Raw genomic sequence first — 19,613 nt, 5'->3', positions numbered from 1 at the left:
TTGTCGTTGTCGTTGTCGTTGTCGTTGTCGTTGTCGTTGTCGTTGTCGTTGTCGATTACGACAACGATGGGATTGAATACTCGACTTATTGCCGACACGTTTCCGAGTAAAGATGAAGCGCGCGTGGCCCCCCACGACAGGCACAGGGACGAACGCGGCTCAGACCTGCGGCGTGGGATCCTCCCTCGACGCCATCGCGGCCGAATGCTCGGCGGACTCGGGCCCTCCGTGCAACCACGCGAGGAAGAGCTTGTAGCCGAGTACCAGAACGACCGAGCCGACGAAGAGCCCGATGATGCCGGCACTCAGAAAACCGCCGATGGCGCCGACGAAGATAACGGCCATCGGGACATCCACCCCGCGCCCGAGAAGGATGGGCTTCAAGATGTGCTCCAGGCTGTACACGAAGAGACTCCAGACCAGAAACGCCAGGAAGGTGAAGGTTCCGACCTGGAAGAAGACATAGACCAGGATCGCCACCGTGATCGGTAGGATCCCGATCTGCACCACGCACATCACCAGCGCCAGCAGCGCCCAGAGTCCGGCCGCGGGCACACCGATCGCCAGCCACCCCAGCCCGGCGAGGAGCGACTGAATCAAGGCGACGCCGAGAATGCCCCGGGTCACGCTGCGAATCGTCGCCTCGGAGAGCTTGGCGAACTCGACGCCCCGCGCCCCGGCCAACCGCCGTGCAAAGGCCGCACTCGCGCGCTGCCCGGCCTCGGCCTGAGCGAGCAGGAAGCCCGCAATCAAGATGGCGACGAGGATGTGCAGCAGCCCCACACCGGCCCCGCCGGCCACGCCGATCGTCCACTGCAGGGCAACCTTGAGCTCGGGCTCGACCTGTACGAGCACAGCCCGGAAATTCGACGTGCCCTCGGTCCAGACACGGGCGATGTCGTCGCCGATCAGCGGCAGCTGTGCAACGGCATCGGGCAAGGGCGGAATCTTCAGTGACTCGTGGCTGAAGGCATTGATGACGGTGTGCACCTCTCCGACCAGCGAGGCACTGAGCAGCAGCGCCGGAACCAGCAGCAGCGCGAAGCAGAGCAAGGACATGATGACGGCGGCGAGGACTCGACGCCCGTTCAGGACGTGCGTGAGCCGCTCGTAACCGGGATAGAGTCCGATCGCGATGATGATCGCCCAAGCAAAGGGCACGATGAAGGGCCGCACGATATCGAAACACCAGGCGACCAGGATCGCGACAAACGCGATCCGGATGAACGCCTCGACCGCTCGGTCCAAAAAGATGCGATCCCCGTCACTGCCCTGTTGCATGCTCGACCCCCTTTGCTCTTGAAGACAGCGTTGTTTGCCCGCTTAAACCGCGCCCGGCGCGGTATGCGATGTTTTTGGATGGGATCGGCCCCGGCAGATGTGACGAGCGTTGGAGTCGGCGCGGTTTAAGAACGATTAAAAAACAACCGAAACACGTAGGATGGGTAGAGCGAAGCGAAATCCATCCAGCCCGCGCCGAACGATACCCCGGGCGATCCCCGAGCGCGACGAAGACTCGACGCATGTTGTGCTCCGTCGGGGCCGGACGCAGGCTAGTGCAGCACGGCAGATGTGTCGAGACCGTTCGTGGTCGTGGTCGTGGTCGTGGTCGTGGTCGTATCCGATGGTCGATTACGACAACGACAACGACAACGAAAATGATCTCGGACGGTCTCGGAATCTCTGCACCGCTCCACTAGAGATCACTCCACATACGCACCAGGTTCGCGTAGGAGCGATCGACGTAGGCGGTGGTGTCCTCCTCGGGTGCGGTCTTGAGCAATCGCTCGCGGGCGAGATTCAACTCGTAGAGCAGCTCTCGGCGTGCGGGATCGCGCACGTAGCTCTGGATCCAGGTCAGGGCGACCAGACGCTCCCCGCGCGTGACCTCCATCACTCGGTGCAGACTCGAGGAGGGATAGACGACGGCATCGCCCGCGGCCGATTTGATCCTCTGCTCGCCGAACGGGGTGCGGATGAACAGCTCGCCGCCCTCGTAGGACGCGGGGTCGTTGAGAAAGATCGTCATGGAGACATCGGATCGGAAACGCGGACCGGTCGTCCCCATGATCGGATCGTCGACATGCTCCCCGTAGGCCATGCCCGGGGTGTAGCGGGCGACGATGGGATCGGCGACCCGATGCGGCAGGACGCCGAACCGAAAGGTCTCGTGATGGCCGAGACTCGCCATGATGATTCGAATGAGCCGCTGCATGCGCTCGGGTTCCGGCCGCATCTCTTCATTGTGCTTGACCCGCCCGGCGGCGAAGCCGGCGGTCAACTTGCCGTCGACGAAGGGTGCATCCGCGAGGGTCTCGTGAATCTTGGCGATCTGGGCGGTGTTGAGAAGCGCCGGGATGGTCAACAACATGCTGTGCTCCGAGGGCAACACGACGCGCTTTGCAGTCGCCGCGGCCGGAAAAAAAAGATCGTATAGAGTGAAACCGCGTCTCGGCATCGAACCCCGCAAGGCCGCGTCCGCACGAAAGGTACGCAGGTCACCCCGACTGCGGTTTACTATCCGAGACCATCACCAACGACGTGCGAGGCAACCGATGCTTCTGAAAGCCATCATCGACGATCGGATCTACGAGCTCAACGTCCCCGATGCCCTGATCGGCCAGGCTCAGCCCTTTTTCGAGAAGCTCGATCTGGATATGGATGCCGGCTGGCAAATGAGCCGGGAGTGGGTCGAAAAACCGGATCGACTGCAGCGTTGCCAGATCGTCGCCGACAAGCTGCTCACCGCGCTCGAGTCCGAGAATCAGAAGCTCGGGATGATGATGGCCGGCTACATCCTGGCGCGTCTTCCCGGGGTCGAATCGGTCGAGCTCGACGTGCAGGGCGAGATCCAGAACAACCGCTTCAACCTGACCGAGCATCGATCGGCCGAAGAGACGCCGCGCGCTGCGACAAATCTCGGCGGTCTAGACAAGCTCGGCAAGCTCGAGGCGATGGAACAAGCCGGCAAGGACGTGACCAAGGTCTTCAAGGTCGGTCGCGGCTGGCGGTTCTCGGTGTTCGATCACGCCACCGGCACCTGGCAGGACTCGCCGCTCGCACCGACCGAGGACGACGCCTCGCGGCTGCGCCAAGAGGCATTCAAGGCCCGTTACGAGGCACTGCAACGCGGTCGCGATCACTGACGAGGACATGAGCGCCTTGATGCAACTCGGTTGGGAGGGCTGGTTCAGCCTGGGCATCGTGGTGCTCTGCTTCGGGCTTTTCGCCTTCAGCCGCGCCGCACCGGATGTCGTCACCGCCGGCGCACTCACCCTACTGCTCCTGTTCGGCATCCTGACCCCGGCGGAGGCCCTGAGCGGTTTCTCCAATCCGGGCATGCTGACCGTCGGCGTGCTCTACGTGGTGGTCACGGGCCTCACTCAAACCGGTGCCGTCGGTTGGATCGGCCCGGGTCTGCTCGGACGTCCGCGCGGACCGACCGATGCGCGTCTGCGCCTGATGTTGCCCGTCGCGGGTCTGAGCGCATTCCTGAACAACACGCCGGTCGTGGCCATCTTTATCCCGGCGGTGCAGGACTGGGCCAAGCGACACCGCTTGGAGCTCTCGCGCCTGCTCATCCCGCTGTCCTACGCCAGTATCGTCGGCGGCACCTGCACCCTGATCGGGACCAGCACCAACCTGGTGGTCAACGGGCTCTATACGGAGCGCCTCGGCGGCGAGGGGCTGGGCCTCTTCGAGCCGATCTGGGTCGGCCTGCCCATCACGGTCGCGACCTTTGTCTTCATGCTCACGGCAGGACACTGGCTGCTCCCGAAACGGACCTCCGCGGCCGCCAGCTACGAGGATGTCCGCCAGTACACCTCCGAGATGCTCGTCGAGCCGGACAGTCCGCTGATCGGCAAGAGCATCGAGGATGCGGGATTGCGCCAGCTCCCCGGCTTATTTCTCATCGAGATCGAGCGCGGAGAGCAGGTGATGGCGGCGGTGTCCTCGCAGGAGGTGCTGCAGGCGAACGACCGGCTGGTCTTCGCCGGGATCCTGGATTCGGTGATGGACCTGCAGCGCACGCGCGGACTGATCCCGGCGACCGATCAGGTCTTCAAGCTCAATGTACCGCGACCGGGACGCTGCTTCGTCGAGGCCGTGCTGTCGGATAAATCGCCCTTGGTCGGCAAAAGCGTGCGTGTCGGGCGGTTTCGCAATCGCTACGATGCCGTGATTATCGCGCTGGCGCGCAACGGCGAGCGGGTCGACCGCAAGATCGGCGATATCGTGCTGGCGCCGGGCGACACGCTCCTGCTGGAGACACGGCCGGACTTCGTGGAGCAGCAGAAGAACTCGCGCGACTTCCTGCTGGTGAGTCAGATCGGGGATTCGCATCCGCTCAAGCACAAGCACGCGCCGGTCGCCATCGCCATCGTGATCGGGATGGTCGCCGTCGTCACCGCGGGATGGCTCAGCATGTTGGAGGCCGCACTGCTGGCCGCGGGGCTCATGATCCTCACGCGCTGCACCGACAGCCGCACCGCACGGCGCTCGCCGGACTGGCAGGTGCTGGTGGTGATCGCAACCTCCTTCGGCATCGGCGCCGCCTTGGAGAAGACGGGCGCGGCCTCGCTGGTGGCCGGCGGTCTGATCGGGCTGGCGGACGGGGACCCCTGGGTCACGCTCGCCTTGGTCTTTACGGCGACCGCACTCCTCACCTCGCTTGCGACCAACAACGTGGCTGCGGTGCTGGTGTTCCCGATCGCATTTCAGGCGGCCCATAGCATGGGCGTATCGCCGGAGCCCTTTATCTTGACGGTGATGGTCGCGGCATCCGCGAGCTTCGCGACCCCCATCGGGTATCAGACCAACCTGATGGTCTTCAATGTCGGCGGCTACCGCTTCGGAGATTTCGTGCGGATCGGGGTCCCCTTAACCTTGGTCGTGGGATTGGTGACGGTCCTGGTCGTTCCGCTCGTCTGGTCCTTTTAAACCGCGCAGACTTCAACGGCCGTCAAGTCTGCCGGGGCCGATCCCATCCAAAAACATCGCATACTGCGCTGGGCGCGGTTTAGGAGTTATCCGCGTATCATGCGCCGCAGTCTCATTTGCTGGAAGTCATTCAGGAGAAGCCATGACCCGGGTCACCCAGGTCCGCGAGCTCGGACCCGCCCTCGCACTCTGCATCGCCGGCGCCCTGCTCCTTGTCGCGGCGCAGAATGTCCACGCCACGCCATGGGGCGCAGTCGCAGCACCGAGCAGCGGGCCGCCCGAGGTGATCGGCGGCGTCTCCAACGGCTGTATCGGCGGTGCCGATGCACTGCCGGAGACCGGCCCCGGTTACGTGAGCATCCGTCGCTACCGCAATCGCTATTACGGTCACCCCGATCTGCTGCGCTTCGTCGAAGACATGGGGCGCGCTCAGCAGTCACGTGGCGAGCGTCTCATCATGATCGGCGACCTGAGTCAGCCGCGCGGCGGGCTTATGTCGTCGTCCCATCGCAGCCATCAAACCGGATTGGATGTCGACATCTGGTTCACGCTGGCGGACTCGCCTGCCGCGGCCCGGCGCCTGATGGACGATCGCTCCGATCCGCAGAGTATGGTGCAAGCCGGCGGGCGCGCGGTGAACGCGGCGTGGGGGCCGGCCCAGAGCAGCCTGATCGAGACGGCCGCACGCCATCCGCGTGTCGATCGGATCTTCGTCAACGCGGCGATCAAACAGGCGCTGTGTCGCAACAGCGGCAGCGCCGATCGGGATTGGCTCCGCAAGGTCCGCCCCTGGTGGGGTCACGCTGGGCACTTTCACGTGCGGCTGCGCTGCCCGGCCGGAAGCCCGGATTGCGAATCGCAAGCCGAGCTGACCGGCGACGACGGCTGCGGGGCGGACCTCGCGTGGTGGCTGAGCGACGAGGCGCTCAAACCCTCGAAAGGCGGCGGCAGCGCGTCCAAACCCGAGCCGCGCATGCCGCAAGCGTGCAGCGCGCTCCTGCGCGATAGTTGATCTCGCGGGCCTCGATCATCCCTTCGCCCACAGCGGCCACCGAATGCGTCGTCAGGCCATCCTGGCCTGACAGAATCAGGGCTGGAAGCCCTGAGGACGCAAGGATCACCAGCAGCTGGACCAAACGATGATCAAGGCCATCTCGCGACCCCGGCATCTGCTCACCCGTACCCTGAATTGCCGAGTACTCGCATTCCGATGTCGTTCTTTGTGTCCGTTGCGGCTTTGCGGTACTTAGGTGATTTCCGGGAAAGCATCGACCAACATGTAGGGGCGACTTTAGTCGCCCGGTAAGCATTGGCAACACGCACGGCCGGGATGATCATTCCCGGAAATCGCCTTAAACCGCGCCAGCTCCAGCGGCTCTGAAATCCGCCGGGGCCGATCCCATCCAAAAACATCGCATACCGCACTGGGCGCGGTTTAACCGAGTACCGAAAAATTCGATGCCCGTAGTTGTGCTGACGATAGGAAGCACAACATCCGCCGACGGTCGGTTGTGCCTCGCACGGCTCGGCACAACCTACAATGGCGCTCTCGACGTGACGGCGCGGCGCAAGGCCGCCTCGACCCGCGCGGGCTCGATCGGAAAGGCGATCGCCTCGAAGACCGGAAAGCGTGCGGTCATGGCGTCGAGCTTGTGTCGGTACTCGCTCTGGTAGAAGCAGATCACCTTGACCTCGGGATGAGGCTGCAGGCGCGCCATCAGGGTCTCGAGGTTGCTGGTGCGATCGCGAAAATCGGACTGGAAGTTGTATTCGGCGACGATGACGTCCGGAATGCTGCGCTTGAGCGCCGCCTGCGCCTTGCGCTGCGAGGCGACCACCTCGACGTCGAATCCCAGGCTGCGATAGAGCGCGGTCAGATTGGGGTAGCCGCCGAGCTCGACGATGGCCAGGAGGGTCGGTGCTCGGTCGCTCATCAGGCGAAGACCACCCAGGTGGTGGCGATGTATTTCACGCCGGTCCGGATGACTGCCGCCCGGTGCTCGTGCGTCCAGAACGGCGGAAAAAGGACGAGCTTGCCACACTCGGGACGCACGACGACGTCCTGATAGAGAAACTCGGTCTCCCCGCCCGGACCCGGCACGTCGTTCAGATACCAGAGTGCCACCAACTGGCGTTGACTCAGCTCGTGACTGCCGCCGTCGACGTGCCAGTGGTAATACTCGCCGGGTCTGTAGCGCTGGATCTGGTAGCCTTCGTCCTTGAAGGGCCCTTTGAAATAGGGGTAGGTCTCGCGAAATTCCTTGATCGCGGCGGCGAGCGAGCCGAAGAACATCCGGTCGACATCCTTCCAATCCGGCTTGTTGCTCACGACCAGGTCCGTGGTGCGCTTGACACCCGGTGCCTCGGTGCGAAGCTGCCCGACCCGCCCGGCATACTGGTATTCGGGCTGGGCCTCGAAGCGCTCGATCACGGCATCGCAGAAGACGGGCGGAAGCGCCAAGGGCCGCTCGAAGATGAAGCTCCCGGCCTTCACCTCGCGGATCGTGGGCAACGGGGGCAGGGTACGTTCGACAGCGAAGGTCATGGCGGCTGAGTCGGCTCTTGAGTGGGACGGGCTATTGTCCGGACCCGATGCGGGCGAGGTCAAACCCCAAACGGCGGGCGAGCATCCCGATCAGGGGGCTCGCAGACCACACGCATCGACGGGAAGTCGAGCGGTAGGACTCCAAGGTCCGGGAAGTCCTCGCCGATATTCATCCGCAAGCTTGAGTCGGGGATCGGCGATGCGATATGGGGGACTTCGGGCATCGGTGCGGCGGACGCTCCGGTCCGAAATCGGCATCGTGTCCGATCGGCCCCGGATAGTGCGCTCGACGCCCGCGGCACTTCAACCGACACTCGGCCGGCCCTTACCGTCGATCAGTTTCCAAGATCTCTCACGGAGACACGGAGAGCACGGAGGATTCGAGATCTTTCTGTCGTGCCCTCCGTGCTCTCCGTGTCTCCGTGAGAGGAATCGCGAGCTGTAATCAGGGTGCCAGCGTCAACTAATAGGTGGCAAGCGGCCGTTCGATTGGCATCGAGATCATGGATATGCTTGAGACAGACACCCGGACACCAGCCGTGCCGACCCAGACCAACCGATCGCAGTCCTGCCTATGCTACTGACCCGGCGCCATCGCCTCGCGGATTGGGTCATGCTGCTGTCGCTGACCCTGATGTGGGGTACCTCTTTTCTCCTGACCAAGATCGCGGTCGGCGGCCTGCCGCCCGATCTGGTCGTGGCCGGACGCTTGGTCGTGGCCGCGACGCTGCTCGTCCCCGCGGCTTGGATATTCGCGACCCGCCCGGTTGCCGGCGCGCGACTCTGGGTCTTCTACGTCTTGATCGCCGTGTTCGGCAACGTCCTGCCCTTCTCCTTGATCTCGTGGGGCCAGACCTTCATCGACAGCGGTCTGGCCGGCATCCTGATGGCCGTGATGCCGCTGGCGACCCTGGGACTCGCCCATTTCCTGGTCCCCGGCGAGCATCTGACGCGCTATCGCGCGGCTGGTTTTGTCTTGGGGTTTGCCGGTGTCGTCGTGCTCGTCGGCCCGGACGCCTTCGCGGATCTCGCCAACGGACAAGGGCATCTGCTGCCGATGCTGGCGGTGCTGGGCGGGGCCATCAGCTACGCCGTCTCTTCGATCCTGGCGCGGCTTCGCCCGACGAGCGACGCGCTCTTCAGTGCCGCCTCCACCATCTCGCTGGCGTCGCTGATGATGGTGCCGATCCTCTTCATGACCGGGGACATCGCCGAGGTTGGCAGGTTACCCGTCGCCCCGAACACACCGCACCTGATCGCGGTCGCACTGCTCGGGGTCTTTGCGACCGCGATCGCGACCATCGTCTATTTCAAGCTGGTGAAATCGGCCGGTCCGTCGTTCGTCTCACAGCTGAACTACCTGATCCCGCTCTGGGCCGTGGGCGTCGGGATGCTCTTCCTCGGCGAGGAGCCCGAGCCGAACCATCTCTACGCACTCGGTCTCATCCTGTGCGGCATCCTGGTTACCCAATTGGAGCGCCGCGGCGCCGCGCCAGCACGAGATCCGACTCCGCGTCGGTCGGGGTAGGTCGGGATAGAGTGGTTAGTGGTTAAACCGCGTCCAGAGCGAGATGCTAACTTTCGAGTGAGTTCGAAGTTTGGTGAATCCACGACCCTTAGCGGGGGACGCGGTTTAAAATTTTTTATTTTTTAATACTTTAAACCGCACCGGCTCCAGCGGTTCTGAAATCCGCCGGGGCCGATCCCATCCAAAAACATCGCATACCGCATTGGGCGCGGTTTAGTGGTGAGGTGATTTCCGGAAAAGGATCTACCGGCAGAGCCCGAACCAGGAAAAGTGGCCGAAGGCTCTACTCGTTGTCGTTGTCGTTGTCGTCCGGAATCCGATGACGACAACGACAACGACAACGAAACATTCCGTAACGGTTTGGCTCGAGACTCACGGCGTCAGGGCTCCATCCCTTGCGGAGACGTCGGACTCACTCGAACAAATCTCGGAAGGCCTTGGAGAAGCGCTTGTAGGCATCCCACCCATCCTTGTCCATGACCTGATCGATGACCCAGCGGTTCTCTTCGCTCGGACCCATCAGACACTGGATCTCGAAACCGAGATGGCGCAGGAAGGCGTAGCTCGGACCATCGTCGGCGAATTGGTACTCGGCATACTCGCCCGAGCGCGCGTTGAGCCGGGCGATGAAGGGTCCGCCGTAGTCGCCCGGACCGAGCAGATCCTGCGTGTTGTCCTGCACATGCTCGAAGACCTTCTTTGCGAAGGCGGTGATCAGGGTGCGGCGATCCTCGTCCTTCAAGATGCCGTGCGACATGCGATCCGCGATCTGGATCAGAAAGACCAAGTACTCCTCGATCACGTCCAGGCGCTGACGATCGCTCTCGTAGACGAAACGCTCGCAGTGCAGATTGATCGCCTTGTCCACGGCGATGCGCCAGGCGATGAAGGCCAGCGCGCTCGCAATCTCCGGGAGCGAGCGCTCCTGATCGTCGTTCCACCAATGACTCTTGATACGTAATGCCACGTCCGACTCCTGTTTCGCGACTTGTTTGGACCTGCGTTGCCCCGAGATTGGCAGGGCGGTGCGAAGCTGATAGTTTGATGTCCTATCATTCTACTCAGAAAAAAGACCCTTCCGGCTCGAGGTGTAGAGATGCCGAATCCTGCAATCAGCGTGCTGGCCGAGGCCGTGCAGTACAACTGTCACGTCTCGGACGCACGCCACGGCGCCGACGACTCGCTCTTTCGGTCTTCGTCGTCGCCGACGAGTATGCCCGTGACCTGACCGCACCGCCGGCCATGACCCTGGGTCGCACCATCTTCGTGCGGCGCGAGTCCCTGCGACGCTATTTGTGGGAAAAGCTCGAAGGCTGGCGCTGGCACCGCCCGGACAACGCGCTCGGACGCGCCTTCGCCTGCTACGACTTCGAGGGTGCCCTCGAGGCGTCGCTCGACGCCATGACCGAGCGCGAGATCAAGGCGCTGCTGCTGCACGAACAAGGCGAGTACGCGGCCGGACAGCGGCTCGGAGAGGATTGGAACGCCATGCTGACCTCGCTCGCCAATACACCGGCCGAGCTGATGGCACGTGCGGTGCGCGATCACCTCGCCGATTGTCTCGTGACCTTGCCGGCGCTGGCCGAGACACGCGAGCCGGCCTCGCTGCACTTCTATATCGGCACCCTCACCGGCATGCGTCTGCATCTGTTTCCGGCGCTACGCGATGCCTATGCCGCATGGCTGGAGATCGGCGCGACGGACGCATTCGTGCGAATCGCGGATCAAGGTCGCACGCATTGGGAGCATGTCGCCGAGGAGATGCTCAGGCTCTATCGGCAACAGGGCGGCGAGACGCCCCACGCAATCCACGCCGAGGGACCGGATGACAACCCGGAAGGGAGCCACGATGGCGTCCCGAACGCGATCAGGCATCTGGTCGAATCTCATCGACTCTAGCACCGCCGCAAGAAATCCATGCGATCGGAACCCGCAGTGATCGACGCCCATTGCCACATCCTCCCCGGCCTCGACGACGGTGCGCACACCTTCGAGATGGCGATCGAGATGGCGCGGGCCGCGGTCGCGGGTGGAACCCGCGGGATCGTCTGTACCCCGCATCATCTGAACGGGGTGTACAAGAACCCCGGCGACCTTGTCCGGCACGCCTTGGCGGACCTGCAGCGACGCTTGGCCGATGCGGACATCCCGCTCGGTCTCTTCCCGGGCGCGGAGATCCATCTTGTCCCCGAGGCACCAAACGGCGTGCTCGACGGCAGTGCCCTGACCTACAACGACCGCGGCAAAGCGGCGCTGGTCGAGCTTCCGAAGAACGCGGTTCCGCGGGGTACCGATGTCATCCTGGGGCAGTTCCTGAGGCACGGCATCACACCGGTGATCGCGCACCCCGAGCGCAATCTCGTGCTCGCACGACGCCCCCACCGCCTGGCTGAATGGATCGATTGGGGCTGCAAGGTCCAGATCACCGCACAGAGCTGCAGCGGTGATTTCGGCGAGCGTCTGCAAGGGCTTTGCCGGCGCTGGCTGGAGCTGGGATGGGTTCACCTGATCGCCTCGGATGCCCATCGCCCGACGGGGCGCAGTCCCGACACCCTGTCCGCAGCCCGCACCCGGATCGCCGCGTGGATTGGGGACGATGCGGCGACACTGATGACGCTGGACAACCCTCGACGGCTACTCGAAGGGGAGGATCTCATTGCGCTGGCGCCGTGCATGACGGCCGAGACGACGCCCTCCGAGAGCGACTGGCTGCGTTTCCTGCCTTGGCGTCGCCGAGCGCAATGACCCGGCGGCCCGCAACGCGCGTGCAGACAGCTTCAGCGACGACCGTAACGCGAGGTCGCCGCGGGGAATCCGCAGACAGCCCAGCCGATCATCCTGCCGCGCGAGGCGATCCTGCCGGAAGTCGATACTCGGGACGGTTGTGGAATCCGGATCCAACGTATATGGTTGCTCGCCGGCATCGGCCGGAGACAGACAAGAAGCGGACTCGACCGGATCCGCATTGCGATCGAGCGCCCGTCGCGTTCGGAGTCATACAGGGAACCCCTTCGTTTCGATGTTAGAGGTGACACAACTCGAATGCCGGCGGGGCGACCGCATGCTGTTCTCCGGTCTGGATTTCGCCGTTGCGCGGGGCACGCTCCTGCACGTGCGCGGCGCGAACGGCAGCGGCAAGACCACCCTCCTGCGCTCCTTGTGCGGGCTGTTCACGCCGGACTCGGGCGAGATCCGCTGGAACGGCGAGTCGACACGTCGTCTCGGCGAGGACTATCGGCGTGACCTGCTGTACTTCGGCCATTTGAACGGCATCAAGGCCGACCTGACGGGCATCGAGAATCTCCGTGTCGCCGCGACCTTGGACGGGGATCGCGTCGACGAGTCCGCGATCTGGGCGGCGTTGGCGCGGATCGGCCTGGTCGGTTTCGAGGATCTTCCCACCCGCATGCTGTCCCAGGGTCAGAAGAAGCGCGTGGCCTTGGCGCGTCTGATTCTGAGCAAAGCGCCGCTCTGGGTCCTCGACGAGCCCTTCACCGCCTTGGATGTCGGCGCCGTGGATCTGCTGGAGACCCTCATCGCCGAGCATGTGGCGCACGCGGGCATCGTCGTCCTGACGACCCACCAGGAGGTCGGTCTGACCTCCGGTCAGGTCGAACGCCTTCAACTCGGGAGCTGACCGGCCGTGCTGCGTGTCTTTTGGTGCATTCTGCTGCGTGATCTGACGCTGGCCCTGCGGCGACGCACGGACGTCTTGACCACACTCTTCTTCTTCATCATCGTGGTGAGCCTGTTTCCCTTGGGTGTGGGCACCGAACGACAGATCCTGCAGATCCTCGGCCCCGGGGTGGTCTGGGTGGCGGCCTTGCTCGCCTCGATGTTGGCGCTCGAGCGCCTGTTCGCGGCGGACTACGAGGACGGCACGCTCGAGCAGATGGTCTTGACGGCACAACCCCTGTCGTTGCTGGTGTTGGCCAAGATCACGGCACACTGGTTGCTGACCGGGTTGCCGCTGGTCCTGATCGCCCCGCTGGTCGGCATGCAGTACCATCTCTCCGACGACGCGATCCTGATCACGATGGCCGCCCTCTTGCTCGGCACACCCGTGCTCAGTCTGATCGGGGCGATCGGCGCGGCTCTGACCCTGGGGCTGCGCGGCGGCGGCATCCTCTTGTCCTTGTTGATCCTGCCGCTCTACATCCCGGTGCTGGTCTACGGGGCCGGGGCAGTGACGGCGAGCGGCATCGATATGGCCGACACGCGACCCTATCTTGCCCTTCTCGGGGCGTTTTTGGTTGCCGCACTGACGTTCGCGCCGCTGGCATCGTCGGCGGCGCTTAAGATTTCAATCGAATAATCCGAGGGATGACCCCTTCACCCATGGCTTCGAACTGGTTTAGATTTGCCGCTCCGGCCTCCTTCTATCCGCTTGCGGGACGACTGATCCCGGTGTTTTGGATCCTGACCGGGGTGTGTCTCTTGGTCGGCCTCTACTGGGGGTTCTTCCAGACTCCCGATCAACTCGGCGGGAGCAACGCGCAGAAGGAGTACTACCGCATCATCTTCATCCACGTTCCGTCCGCTTGGATGTCGATGTGGCTCTATGTCGTGATGGTCGGCTGGGCGGCGATCGGGCTGGTGTTCAACACGCGGCTCTCGTTCATGATGGCCAACGCGGTCGCACCGACCGGGGCTATCTTCACCTTCCTGGCGCTCTGGACCGGGGCCTTTTGGGGACGTCCCAGCTGGGGCACCTACTGGGATTGGGATCCACGCCTCACGACGGAGCTGATTCTCTTCTTCATGTATATCGGGTACATCGCGCTGCACTCGGCGATCGACGACACGCGCCGCGCCGACCGGGCTGCCGCCCTGCTGGCGATCGTCGGACTGGCGATGATCCCGCTCATCTTCTGGTCCGTGAACTGTCCGGATCCGAACCAATGTGCCGCACTCCATCAGCGGTCCGACCTGACACAGATCGAGGGCAACATCCTCTTTTCGATGCTGGCGGTGACCTTCGGGTTCTGGATGTACTCCTTCGCGACCGTCCTGATGCGGCTGCGCAGCATCATCCTGACCCGCGAAGCCGACAACACCTGGGTTCAAGAGCTTATCGTGAAGGGCGATCGAGCATGAGCGAGTTCTTCTCTCAAGGCGGTTACGCCTTCTTCGTGTGGGGCGCCTACGGCATGGTGCTGGTGCTGCTCGTGGCGGAAATTCTTCAATTGCGCGCCCAACGGCGAACCATTTTGGCCCGTCTTGGTCGATTGATCCGGATGCGCGACTCTGGAGTGAATCAATGAAAGCAAGACAGAAACGTTTGGTGTTCGTCGGCCTCGCGATCGTCGGCGTCGGCGCCGCCTCGGCCTTGGCCTTGAGTGCACTCAACAGCAACATCTCCTATTTTTTCAGCCCCTCCCAGGTCATCGCCAGCGAGGCCCCGGCCGATCACATCTTCCGGCTCGGGGGCTTGGTCACACCGGGAACGGTGGCACGCCAAGAGGACGGCTTGACGGTCAAGTTCGACGTGACGGACAACGCCGAGACGGTGACGGTCGCCTACACCGGAATCCTGCCCGACCTCTTCAGCGAGGGCCAAGGGGTGGTGACGAAGGGTCGACTCGGTTCGGATGGCGTCTTCTATGCAGAAGAGGTCCTCGCCAAGCATGACGAGCAGTACATGCCGCCGGAGGTCGCCGACACCCTCAAGACGGCGCACGTGAGCGGGGTCGTCGACTCCGTCGACACTGCCGGCACCGGCGGAGCCTCCAACTGATGGTCCCCGAGCTCGGTCACTTCGCCCTCGTTCTCGCCCTCGTCATCACGATCGCGCAGGCATCCGTCCCGCTGCTCGGCAGTTTCGTCGGCAACCGCCGTTGGATGGAGATGGCTCGACCGCTTGCCCGCGGCCAGTTGACCTTCGTCGCCATTGCCTTCGTCGCGCTCCTGCATGCATTTTTGACCGACGACTTCTCGGTCGAATATGTCGCGGGCCACTCCAACACCCTGATGCCGCTCCTCTACAAGGTCTCGGCGATCTGGGGCGGTCATGAAGGATCCCTGCTGCTGTGGGCCTTGATGGCGGCCGGATGGGGTGCAGCAGTCGCAGCCTTCAGTAAGAATCTGCCGTTGGCGATGGTGGCACGCGTCATTTCGGTCCTCGGCATGGTGGCGATCGGCTTTCTGCTGTTCATGCTCTTGACTTCGAATCCCTTCGACCGGCTCTTCCCGGCGCCGCTCGAGGGTCGCGACCTGAACCCGCTGCTGCAGGACTTCGGTTTGGCGATCCACCCGCCGATGCTCTACATGGGCTATGTCGGCTTCTCGGTCGCCTTCGCCTTCGCAATCGCCGCACTCATCGGCGGCAAGTTGGACTCGGCCTGGGCGCGCTGGTCGCGGCCCTGGACCACTGCGGCTTGGGCCTTTCTCACCATCGGCATCGCCTTGGGCTCCTGGTGGGCCTACTACGAGCTGGGCTGGGGCGGCTGGTGGTTCTGGGATCCGGTCGAGAACGCATCCTTCATGCCCTGGCTGGTCGGCACGGCGTTGATCCACTCGCTCGCCGTCACCGAGAAGCGTGCGGCCTTCAAGAGCTGGACCGTGTTGCTCGCCATCTCGGCCTTCTCCCTGTCGCTGCTCGGGACCTTCCTGGTCCGCTCGGGTGTCTTGACGTCGGTGCATGCCTTCGCGACCGACCCGGCCCGTGGCTCCTTTATCCTCGTCTTCCTCTGCATCGTGATCGGCGGCTCGCTGGCACTCTATGCTTGGCGCGCACCGACTATCTCCGGCGGCGGTCGGTTCGACGTCCTCTCGCGCGAAAGCTTTCTGCTCGTGAACAATCTGCTCTTCACGACACTGACGGTCCTGGTCTTGTTCGGCACCCTTGCCCCGCTGATCTACGAGGCCGCCGGCTGGGGCAAGATCTCGGTCGGCTTCCCCTGGTTCAACAAGATGTTCATATCGCTCTCGCCCTTCCTGATCGTCGCGATGGGGATCGGACCCTTGACCCGTTGGAAGCACGACGAGCCGATACGCCTGGTGCGCTCGCTGTGGATCGCACTTGCGCTCGGCATCGCCGTCTTTATCGTGGCCCTGCAGCCGATCTTCGAGGACGGCGGTCTCGCGATGGCCTTCGGTCTGAGCATGAGCGCCTGGCTGGTCGGCACGCACCTGATCAGCCTCGCCGAGCGGCTGAAGAACAAGGGCGGTTTCCGGGGGCTGTCGGCCGACTTCAGCGCCCGCAACCTCAGCTACTACGGCATGTGGACCGCGCATGTCGGGATTGCCGTCTTTATCGTCGGTGTCACCATGGTGTCGATCCACGGCTCCGAGACCGACGTGCGGATGTCGCCGGGCGACGTGCACGAGGACTCGGGTTATCGCTTCCAGTTCAACGGCGTACAGGCCGTGCCCGGGCCGAACTATCTGGCTCAGCAGGGCGAGTTCATCGTCTACAAGGACGAACGACAGATCGCCGTGCTCTACCCGGAGAAGCGCTCCTATTTCTCGGGCGGCATGCCGATGACCGAGGCGGCCATCAACGCCGGATTCCTGCGTGACCTCTACGTCTCGCTCGGCGAGCCGGTCGGAACAGACGGCGATTGGGCGCTGCGGGTCTACTACAAACCCTACGTGCGCTGGATCTGGCTCGGCGCGATCTTCATGGCGCTCGGCGGCGTCTTGGCGATGGCCGATCGGCGTTATCGCACCGCGCGGCGGACCGCGGATGTCCCGGCCGGGGCACTGGCGGCACGCTCATGACGACCGCCACCGCTCCGACTGCACAGGCGAAGAGACGCGCGCTGATCCCGCTCGCCATCTTCTTGGCACTGATGGCGCTTTTGTTTTACGGACTGCAACTGGACCCGCGCAAGGTCCCCTCGCCACTCGTGAACAAGCCCGCGCCCGTGTTCGAGCTCGAGTCGCTGGAGGACCCGAGCCGGACGGTGACCAACCAAATCCTCATGGGAAAGGTCTCGCTGGTCAATGTCTGGGCCTCTTGGTGCCCGTCCTGCCGACAGGAGCATGGCGAGCTGATGCAGATCGCGCGCGAAGACGACGTCCAGATCGTCGGCTTCAATTGGAAGGACACACGACCCGAGGCGCTCGAGATGCTCAGGCGCTACGGCAACCCTTATGTCGTCAGTGCCTACGATCCCGACAACCGCTACGGTCTGCACTGGGGTGTCTACGGCGCCCCCGAGACCTTCGTGGTCGACGGCGAAGGCATCATCCGTTACAAGCACATCGGGCCGGTCGACCGCAACGTCTGGGAAACCACCATCCGCCCGATCGTCGAGCAGTACAGACCTCAGACATCATGATGCATCGCCTCCGCAAGCTGTCTTTAACCCTCGCGCTGATCGCCGGCGTCCTGGCGTTCGGCAATCCATCGGCCTACACGCTCGAAGAGTTCACGTTCGAGCAGCCCGGCCAGCACGAGGCGTTTCGCGACCTGATCGCCAAGCTGCGCTGCCTGGTCTGCCAAAACGAGTCGCTCGCCGGCTCGCAGGCCGGCGTCGCGCAGGATCTGCGCGAAGAGGTTTATCGCATGATGCTCGAGGGGCAAAGCGACGAGGAGATCGTGACCTTCCTCGTAGATCGCTACGGCGACTTCGTGCTCTACGAACCGCCGATGAAGCCATCGACCTACATCCTCTGGTTCGGCCCCTTCATCTTCCTCGGCGTGGGCGGCTACCTGCTGTTCCGCACGCTCGGGCGCAAAAAGGACGAGCCCGAAGTGGATCTCACCGAGGCCGAACGCGTCCGTCTTCAACGACTGCTCGCCGCCGGCGGCGGCGACAACCAAGAAAAACTCAAATGATCATCTTCTGGATTTTGACCGCCGGGCTCATGGGTCTGGCGTTGTTTTATGTCGCCCTGCCCCTGCTGCAACCCGAGCAGGCGAGCGAAGCACCCGAGCAGGACGAGCTGAACCTCGCTGTGTTCAAACAGCGCCTGCAGGAGCTCGATGCCGACCTCGCCGGTGGCTTTCTTGAACAGGATCAGTACGCCGCAGCACGACGCGATCTGGAACGGGATCTGCTGCGCGACATCCCGGGCGAGATCGCGGCGGCGGGGCGTCGCGGTCCTTCCGGCGGGCGCTGGATGGCGCTCGTGCTGGCCGTGGCGGTGCCGACATCGGCGGTGCTGATCTACAAAGAGATCGGCCACCGCGAGATCATCGAGCGCTTCGAGGGCGTCGCGCTGCGCGGCGAGACACCACAGACCCTGATCGGACCCGATGGCGAGGAGCTCCCGCCGCTTGAGGTCTTGGTCCAGCGTCTCGAGGAGCGTTTGGCCGAGGATCCGAACAACGTCGACGGATGGTTGATGATCGGCCGGACCTACTTCACCATGCGCCGACCGGGCCAAGCACTCGACGCCGTCTCCAAGGCCTATGCCTTGGCGCCGGAGCGCCCGGATGTGATGCTCGCCTTTGCCGAGGCCACGGCCGCAAACAACAACAATAGCCTGGAAGGCGAGCCGGCCGCGCTGATCGAGCGCGTCCTCGAGGCCGAGCCCGACAACGCCAGCGCCCGTTGGCTGTCGGGGATGCTCTATTACCAACGCGGGCAATACACCGCCGCGGCGACGGCTTGGCAGCGCATCCTCGACGAGATGGATCCCGCGTCGGAGGACGCTGCTGACATGCGCGAGATGATTACGGAGGCGCGGACGCGTGCGGGCGCGCCGGCGACAAACGCCGCTGCCGAAACAGACTCCTCTGCCGCAACCTCCGGAGGGACGGGAGCCGCCGCGCAGCAGCCAGAGACCGCAGCACCCGCCTCCGAGGGGGCATCCGAGCCGGTTGCGGCCGCGTCGGTCACCGCCGACGTCAGCCTGGATCAGGCCATCTCGGCCGGTGCCGCGCCGGACGACATCGTATTCGTCTTCGCGCGCGCCCTCGTCGGCCCGCCGATGCCGCTCGCCGTCCAACGCGTTCGGGTCAAAGATTTACCGACCCGCGTCACCCTCGACGACAGCATGGCCATGATGCCCGAGATGAGCCTCTCCGCCTTTCCGCAGGTCATGATCGGTGCACGTGTGGCCAGAAGCGGCCAAGCGACACCGCAACCCGGCGACCTCGAAGGCGAAACCGGGCCGATCGACAGCGCCGGAAACACCCAGGTCGCCGTCACCATCAACCGTATCAGGCCCTAAACCTCGTAGATGCCGACCAGCTCGGTGTGGCCGAGGATATGGTCGTCCATGGCAAGCAGAAGCTCGTCTTTGGTCGGGGTCCCCAATTCGCTCGGCAGGCGCACATCGAGCGCGTAAAGACAATGGAAATAGCGGTGACAACCGATCGGCGGGCAAGGCCCGCCATAGCCGACCCGGCCCCAACTGTTGATCCCTTCCCCGGTCCCGGCGGGTAGATGATCGGAGGTCATTCCCTCGGCAAGCGTGGCCTCGGGCGGTAGGTTATAGAGGATCCAATGGTCCCAGACCATCCGCGGAGCGGCGGGATCCGGGGCATCCGGATCATCGACGATCAAGACCAGGCTCGCGGTACCTTCGGGAAGACTCGACCACGACAGAGGCGGCGAGATGTCGTCACCCTCGCAAGTGTAGCGCACCGGGATGCGCGCTCCGTCGACAAAAGCGTCCGATTTCAGAACCATTGACATCATGACC

22 protein-coding genes are annotated in these 19,613 nt (G+C 63.9%); 16 read left to right on the top strand and 6 right to left on the bottom strand.

The genetic code is table 11. The features are described 5' to 3' along the window. Positions 1-159: 159 nt before the first annotated feature. Both KFB96_RS01540 and KFB96_RS01535 read right to left on the bottom strand, forming a co-directional pair. Positions 160-1,281, bottom strand: coding sequence for an AI-2E family transporter (locus KFB96_RS01540; RefSeq protein ID WP_213458641.1), 1,122 nt, complete (start codon positions 1,279-1,281; stop codon positions 160-162). Positions 1,282-1,696: 415 nt separating this feature from the next. Next, positions 1,697-2,371, bottom strand: a complete 675-nt coding sequence (locus KFB96_RS01535) for a Fe2+-dependent dioxygenase (RefSeq protein WP_213458640.1) — start codon at positions 2,369-2,371, stop codon at positions 1,697-1,699. 184 nt (positions 2,372-2,555) lie between these two features. Here KFB96_RS01535 and KFB96_RS01530 point away from each other — a divergent pair, with 184 nt between their 5' ends. The 3 genes from KFB96_RS01530 (at position 2,556) to mepA (ending at position 5,953) form a co-directional block, all read left to right on the top strand. Beyond that, entirely contained in the window at positions 2,556-3,146 is a 591-nt protein-coding gene (locus KFB96_RS01530) for a hypothetical protein (RefSeq protein WP_213458639.1), read from the top strand. Positions 3,147-3,153: 7 nt separating this feature from the next. Continuing rightward, the gene (locus KFB96_RS01525) at positions 3,154-4,941 is read left to right on the top strand and encodes an SLC13 family permease (RefSeq protein ID WP_213458638.1); all 1,788 of its coding nucleotides are present in this window, start codon (positions 3,154-3,156) and stop codon (positions 4,939-4,941) included. 142 nt (positions 4,942-5,083) lie between these two features. Next, positions 5,084-5,953, top strand: coding sequence for a penicillin-insensitive murein endopeptidase (gene mepA / locus KFB96_RS01520; RefSeq protein ID WP_213458637.1), 870 nt, complete (start codon positions 5,084-5,086; stop codon positions 5,951-5,953). A 523-nt stretch (positions 5,954-6,476) separates the two neighbouring features. On the opposite strand, the gene KFB96_RS01515 is transcribed toward mepA, so the two are convergent. Together KFB96_RS01515 and KFB96_RS01510 are read right to left on the bottom strand one after the other, a co-directional pair. After that, positions 6,477-6,875, bottom strand: coding sequence for a hypothetical protein (locus KFB96_RS01515; protein WP_213458636.1), 399 nt, complete (start codon positions 6,873-6,875; stop codon positions 6,477-6,479). Then, positions 6,875-7,486 carry a 2OG-Fe(II) oxygenase gene (locus KFB96_RS01510; RefSeq protein ID WP_213458635.1) on the bottom strand — a complete coding sequence of 204 codons (612 nt, stop codon included), beginning with the start codon at positions 7,484-7,486 and terminating at the stop codon, positions 6,875-6,877. Before KFB96_RS01510 ends, KFB96_RS01515 begins: the two co-directional genes overlap by 1 nt. Before the next feature lie 613 nt (positions 7,487-8,099). On the opposite strand from KFB96_RS01510, the gene KFB96_RS01505 reads away from it, so the two are divergent. After that, positions 8,100-9,014, top strand: a complete 915-nt coding sequence (locus tag KFB96_RS01505; protein WP_300971225.1) for a DMT family transporter — start codon at positions 8,100-8,102, stop codon at positions 9,012-9,014. 412 nt (positions 9,015-9,426) lie between these two features. Here KFB96_RS01505 and KFB96_RS01500 read toward each other — a convergent pair whose 3' ends face one another. Next, positions 9,427-9,981, bottom strand: a complete 555-nt coding sequence (locus KFB96_RS01500; protein WP_213458633.1) for a hypothetical protein — start codon at positions 9,979-9,981, stop codon at positions 9,427-9,429. A gap of 129 nt (positions 9,982-10,110) precedes the next feature. Here KFB96_RS01500 and KFB96_RS26245 point away from each other — a divergent pair, with 129 nt between their 5' ends. The 12 genes from KFB96_RS26245 (at position 10,111) to ccmI (ending at position 19,139) form a co-directional block, all read left to right on the top strand. Next, positions 10,111-10,242, top strand: coding sequence for a hypothetical protein (locus KFB96_RS26245; protein ID WP_300971224.1), 132 nt, complete (start codon positions 10,111-10,113; stop codon positions 10,240-10,242). Then, positions 10,239-10,913: an Sfum_1244 family protein gene (locus KFB96_RS01495; protein WP_366931537.1), complete on the top strand. Its 675-nt coding sequence runs from the start codon at positions 10,239-10,241 to the stop codon at positions 10,911-10,913. Before KFB96_RS26245 ends, KFB96_RS01495 begins: the two co-directional genes overlap by 4 nt. Positions 10,914-10,949: 36 nt before the next feature. Next, on the top strand, positions 10,950-11,759 hold the full coding sequence (locus KFB96_RS01490; RefSeq protein WP_213459794.1) for a CpsB/CapC family capsule biosynthesis tyrosine phosphatase: 810 nt from the start codon (positions 10,950-10,952) through the stop codon (positions 11,757-11,759). Between the two features lie 274 nt (positions 11,760-12,033). Then, complete coding sequence (gene ccmA / locus KFB96_RS01485; RefSeq protein ID WP_213458631.1) at positions 12,034-12,651, top strand: cytochrome c biogenesis heme-transporting ATPase CcmA; 618 nt, start codon at positions 12,034-12,036, stop codon at positions 12,649-12,651. Positions 12,652-12,657: 6 nt separating this feature from the next. Beyond that, the gene (ccmB, locus tag KFB96_RS01480) at positions 12,658-13,329 is read left to right on the top strand and encodes a heme exporter protein CcmB (RefSeq protein ID WP_213458630.1); all 672 of its coding nucleotides are present in this window, start codon (positions 12,658-12,660) and stop codon (positions 13,327-13,329) included. 23 nt (positions 13,330-13,352) lie between these two features. Beyond that, complete coding sequence (gene ccsA, locus KFB96_RS01475; RefSeq protein WP_213459792.1) at positions 13,353-14,111, top strand: cytochrome c biogenesis protein CcsA; 759 nt, start codon at positions 13,353-13,355, stop codon at positions 14,109-14,111. After that, the gene (gene ccmD, locus KFB96_RS01470; protein WP_093028827.1) at positions 14,108-14,278 is read left to right on the top strand and encodes a heme exporter protein CcmD; all 171 of its coding nucleotides are present in this window, start codon (positions 14,108-14,110) and stop codon (positions 14,276-14,278) included. Before ccsA ends, ccmD begins: the two co-directional genes overlap by 4 nt. After that, entirely contained in the window at positions 14,275-14,751 is a 477-nt protein-coding gene (ccmE, locus tag KFB96_RS01465) for a cytochrome c maturation protein CcmE (RefSeq protein WP_213458629.1), read from the top strand. Before ccmD ends, ccmE begins: the two co-directional genes overlap by 4 nt. Then, positions 14,751-16,736 carry a heme lyase CcmF/NrfE family subunit gene (locus KFB96_RS01460; protein ID WP_213458628.1) on the top strand — a complete coding sequence of 662 codons (1,986 nt, stop codon included), beginning with the start codon at positions 14,751-14,753 and terminating at the stop codon, positions 16,734-16,736. Before ccmE ends, KFB96_RS01460 begins: the two co-directional genes overlap by 1 nt. Then, entirely contained in the window at positions 16,733-17,299 is a 567-nt protein-coding gene (locus KFB96_RS01455) for a DsbE family thiol:disulfide interchange protein (protein ID WP_213458627.1), read from the top strand. Before KFB96_RS01460 ends, KFB96_RS01455 begins: the two co-directional genes overlap by 4 nt. After that, positions 17,296-17,799 carry a cytochrome c-type biogenesis protein gene (locus tag KFB96_RS01450; protein ID WP_213458626.1) on the top strand — a complete coding sequence of 168 codons (504 nt, stop codon included), beginning with the start codon at positions 17,296-17,298 and terminating at the stop codon, positions 17,797-17,799. Before KFB96_RS01455 ends, KFB96_RS01450 begins: the two co-directional genes overlap by 4 nt. Continuing rightward, positions 17,796-19,139, top strand: a complete 1,344-nt coding sequence (gene ccmI / locus KFB96_RS01445; RefSeq protein WP_213458625.1) for a c-type cytochrome biogenesis protein CcmI — start codon at positions 17,796-17,798, stop codon at positions 19,137-19,139. The genes KFB96_RS01450 and ccmI overlap by 4 nt, the downstream gene beginning before the upstream one ends. Here the strand turns inward: ccmI and KFB96_RS01440 are convergent. Then, positions 19,136-19,606 carry a YbhB/YbcL family Raf kinase inhibitor-like protein gene (locus KFB96_RS01440; RefSeq protein ID WP_213459790.1) on the bottom strand — a complete coding sequence of 157 codons (471 nt, stop codon included), beginning with the start codon at positions 19,604-19,606 and terminating at the stop codon, positions 19,136-19,138. The two genes, ccmI and KFB96_RS01440, sit on opposite strands and share 4 nt — an antisense overlap. Between the last annotated feature and the right edge of the window lie 7 nt (positions 19,607-19,613).

Origin of the sequence: Thiocapsa sp. (assembly GCF_018399035.1) — a bacterium.
Taxonomy (GTDB): domain Bacteria; phylum Pseudomonadota; class Gammaproteobacteria; order Chromatiales; family Chromatiaceae; genus Thiocapsa.
This window is presented reverse-complemented; position numbering and strand designations above follow the sequence as displayed.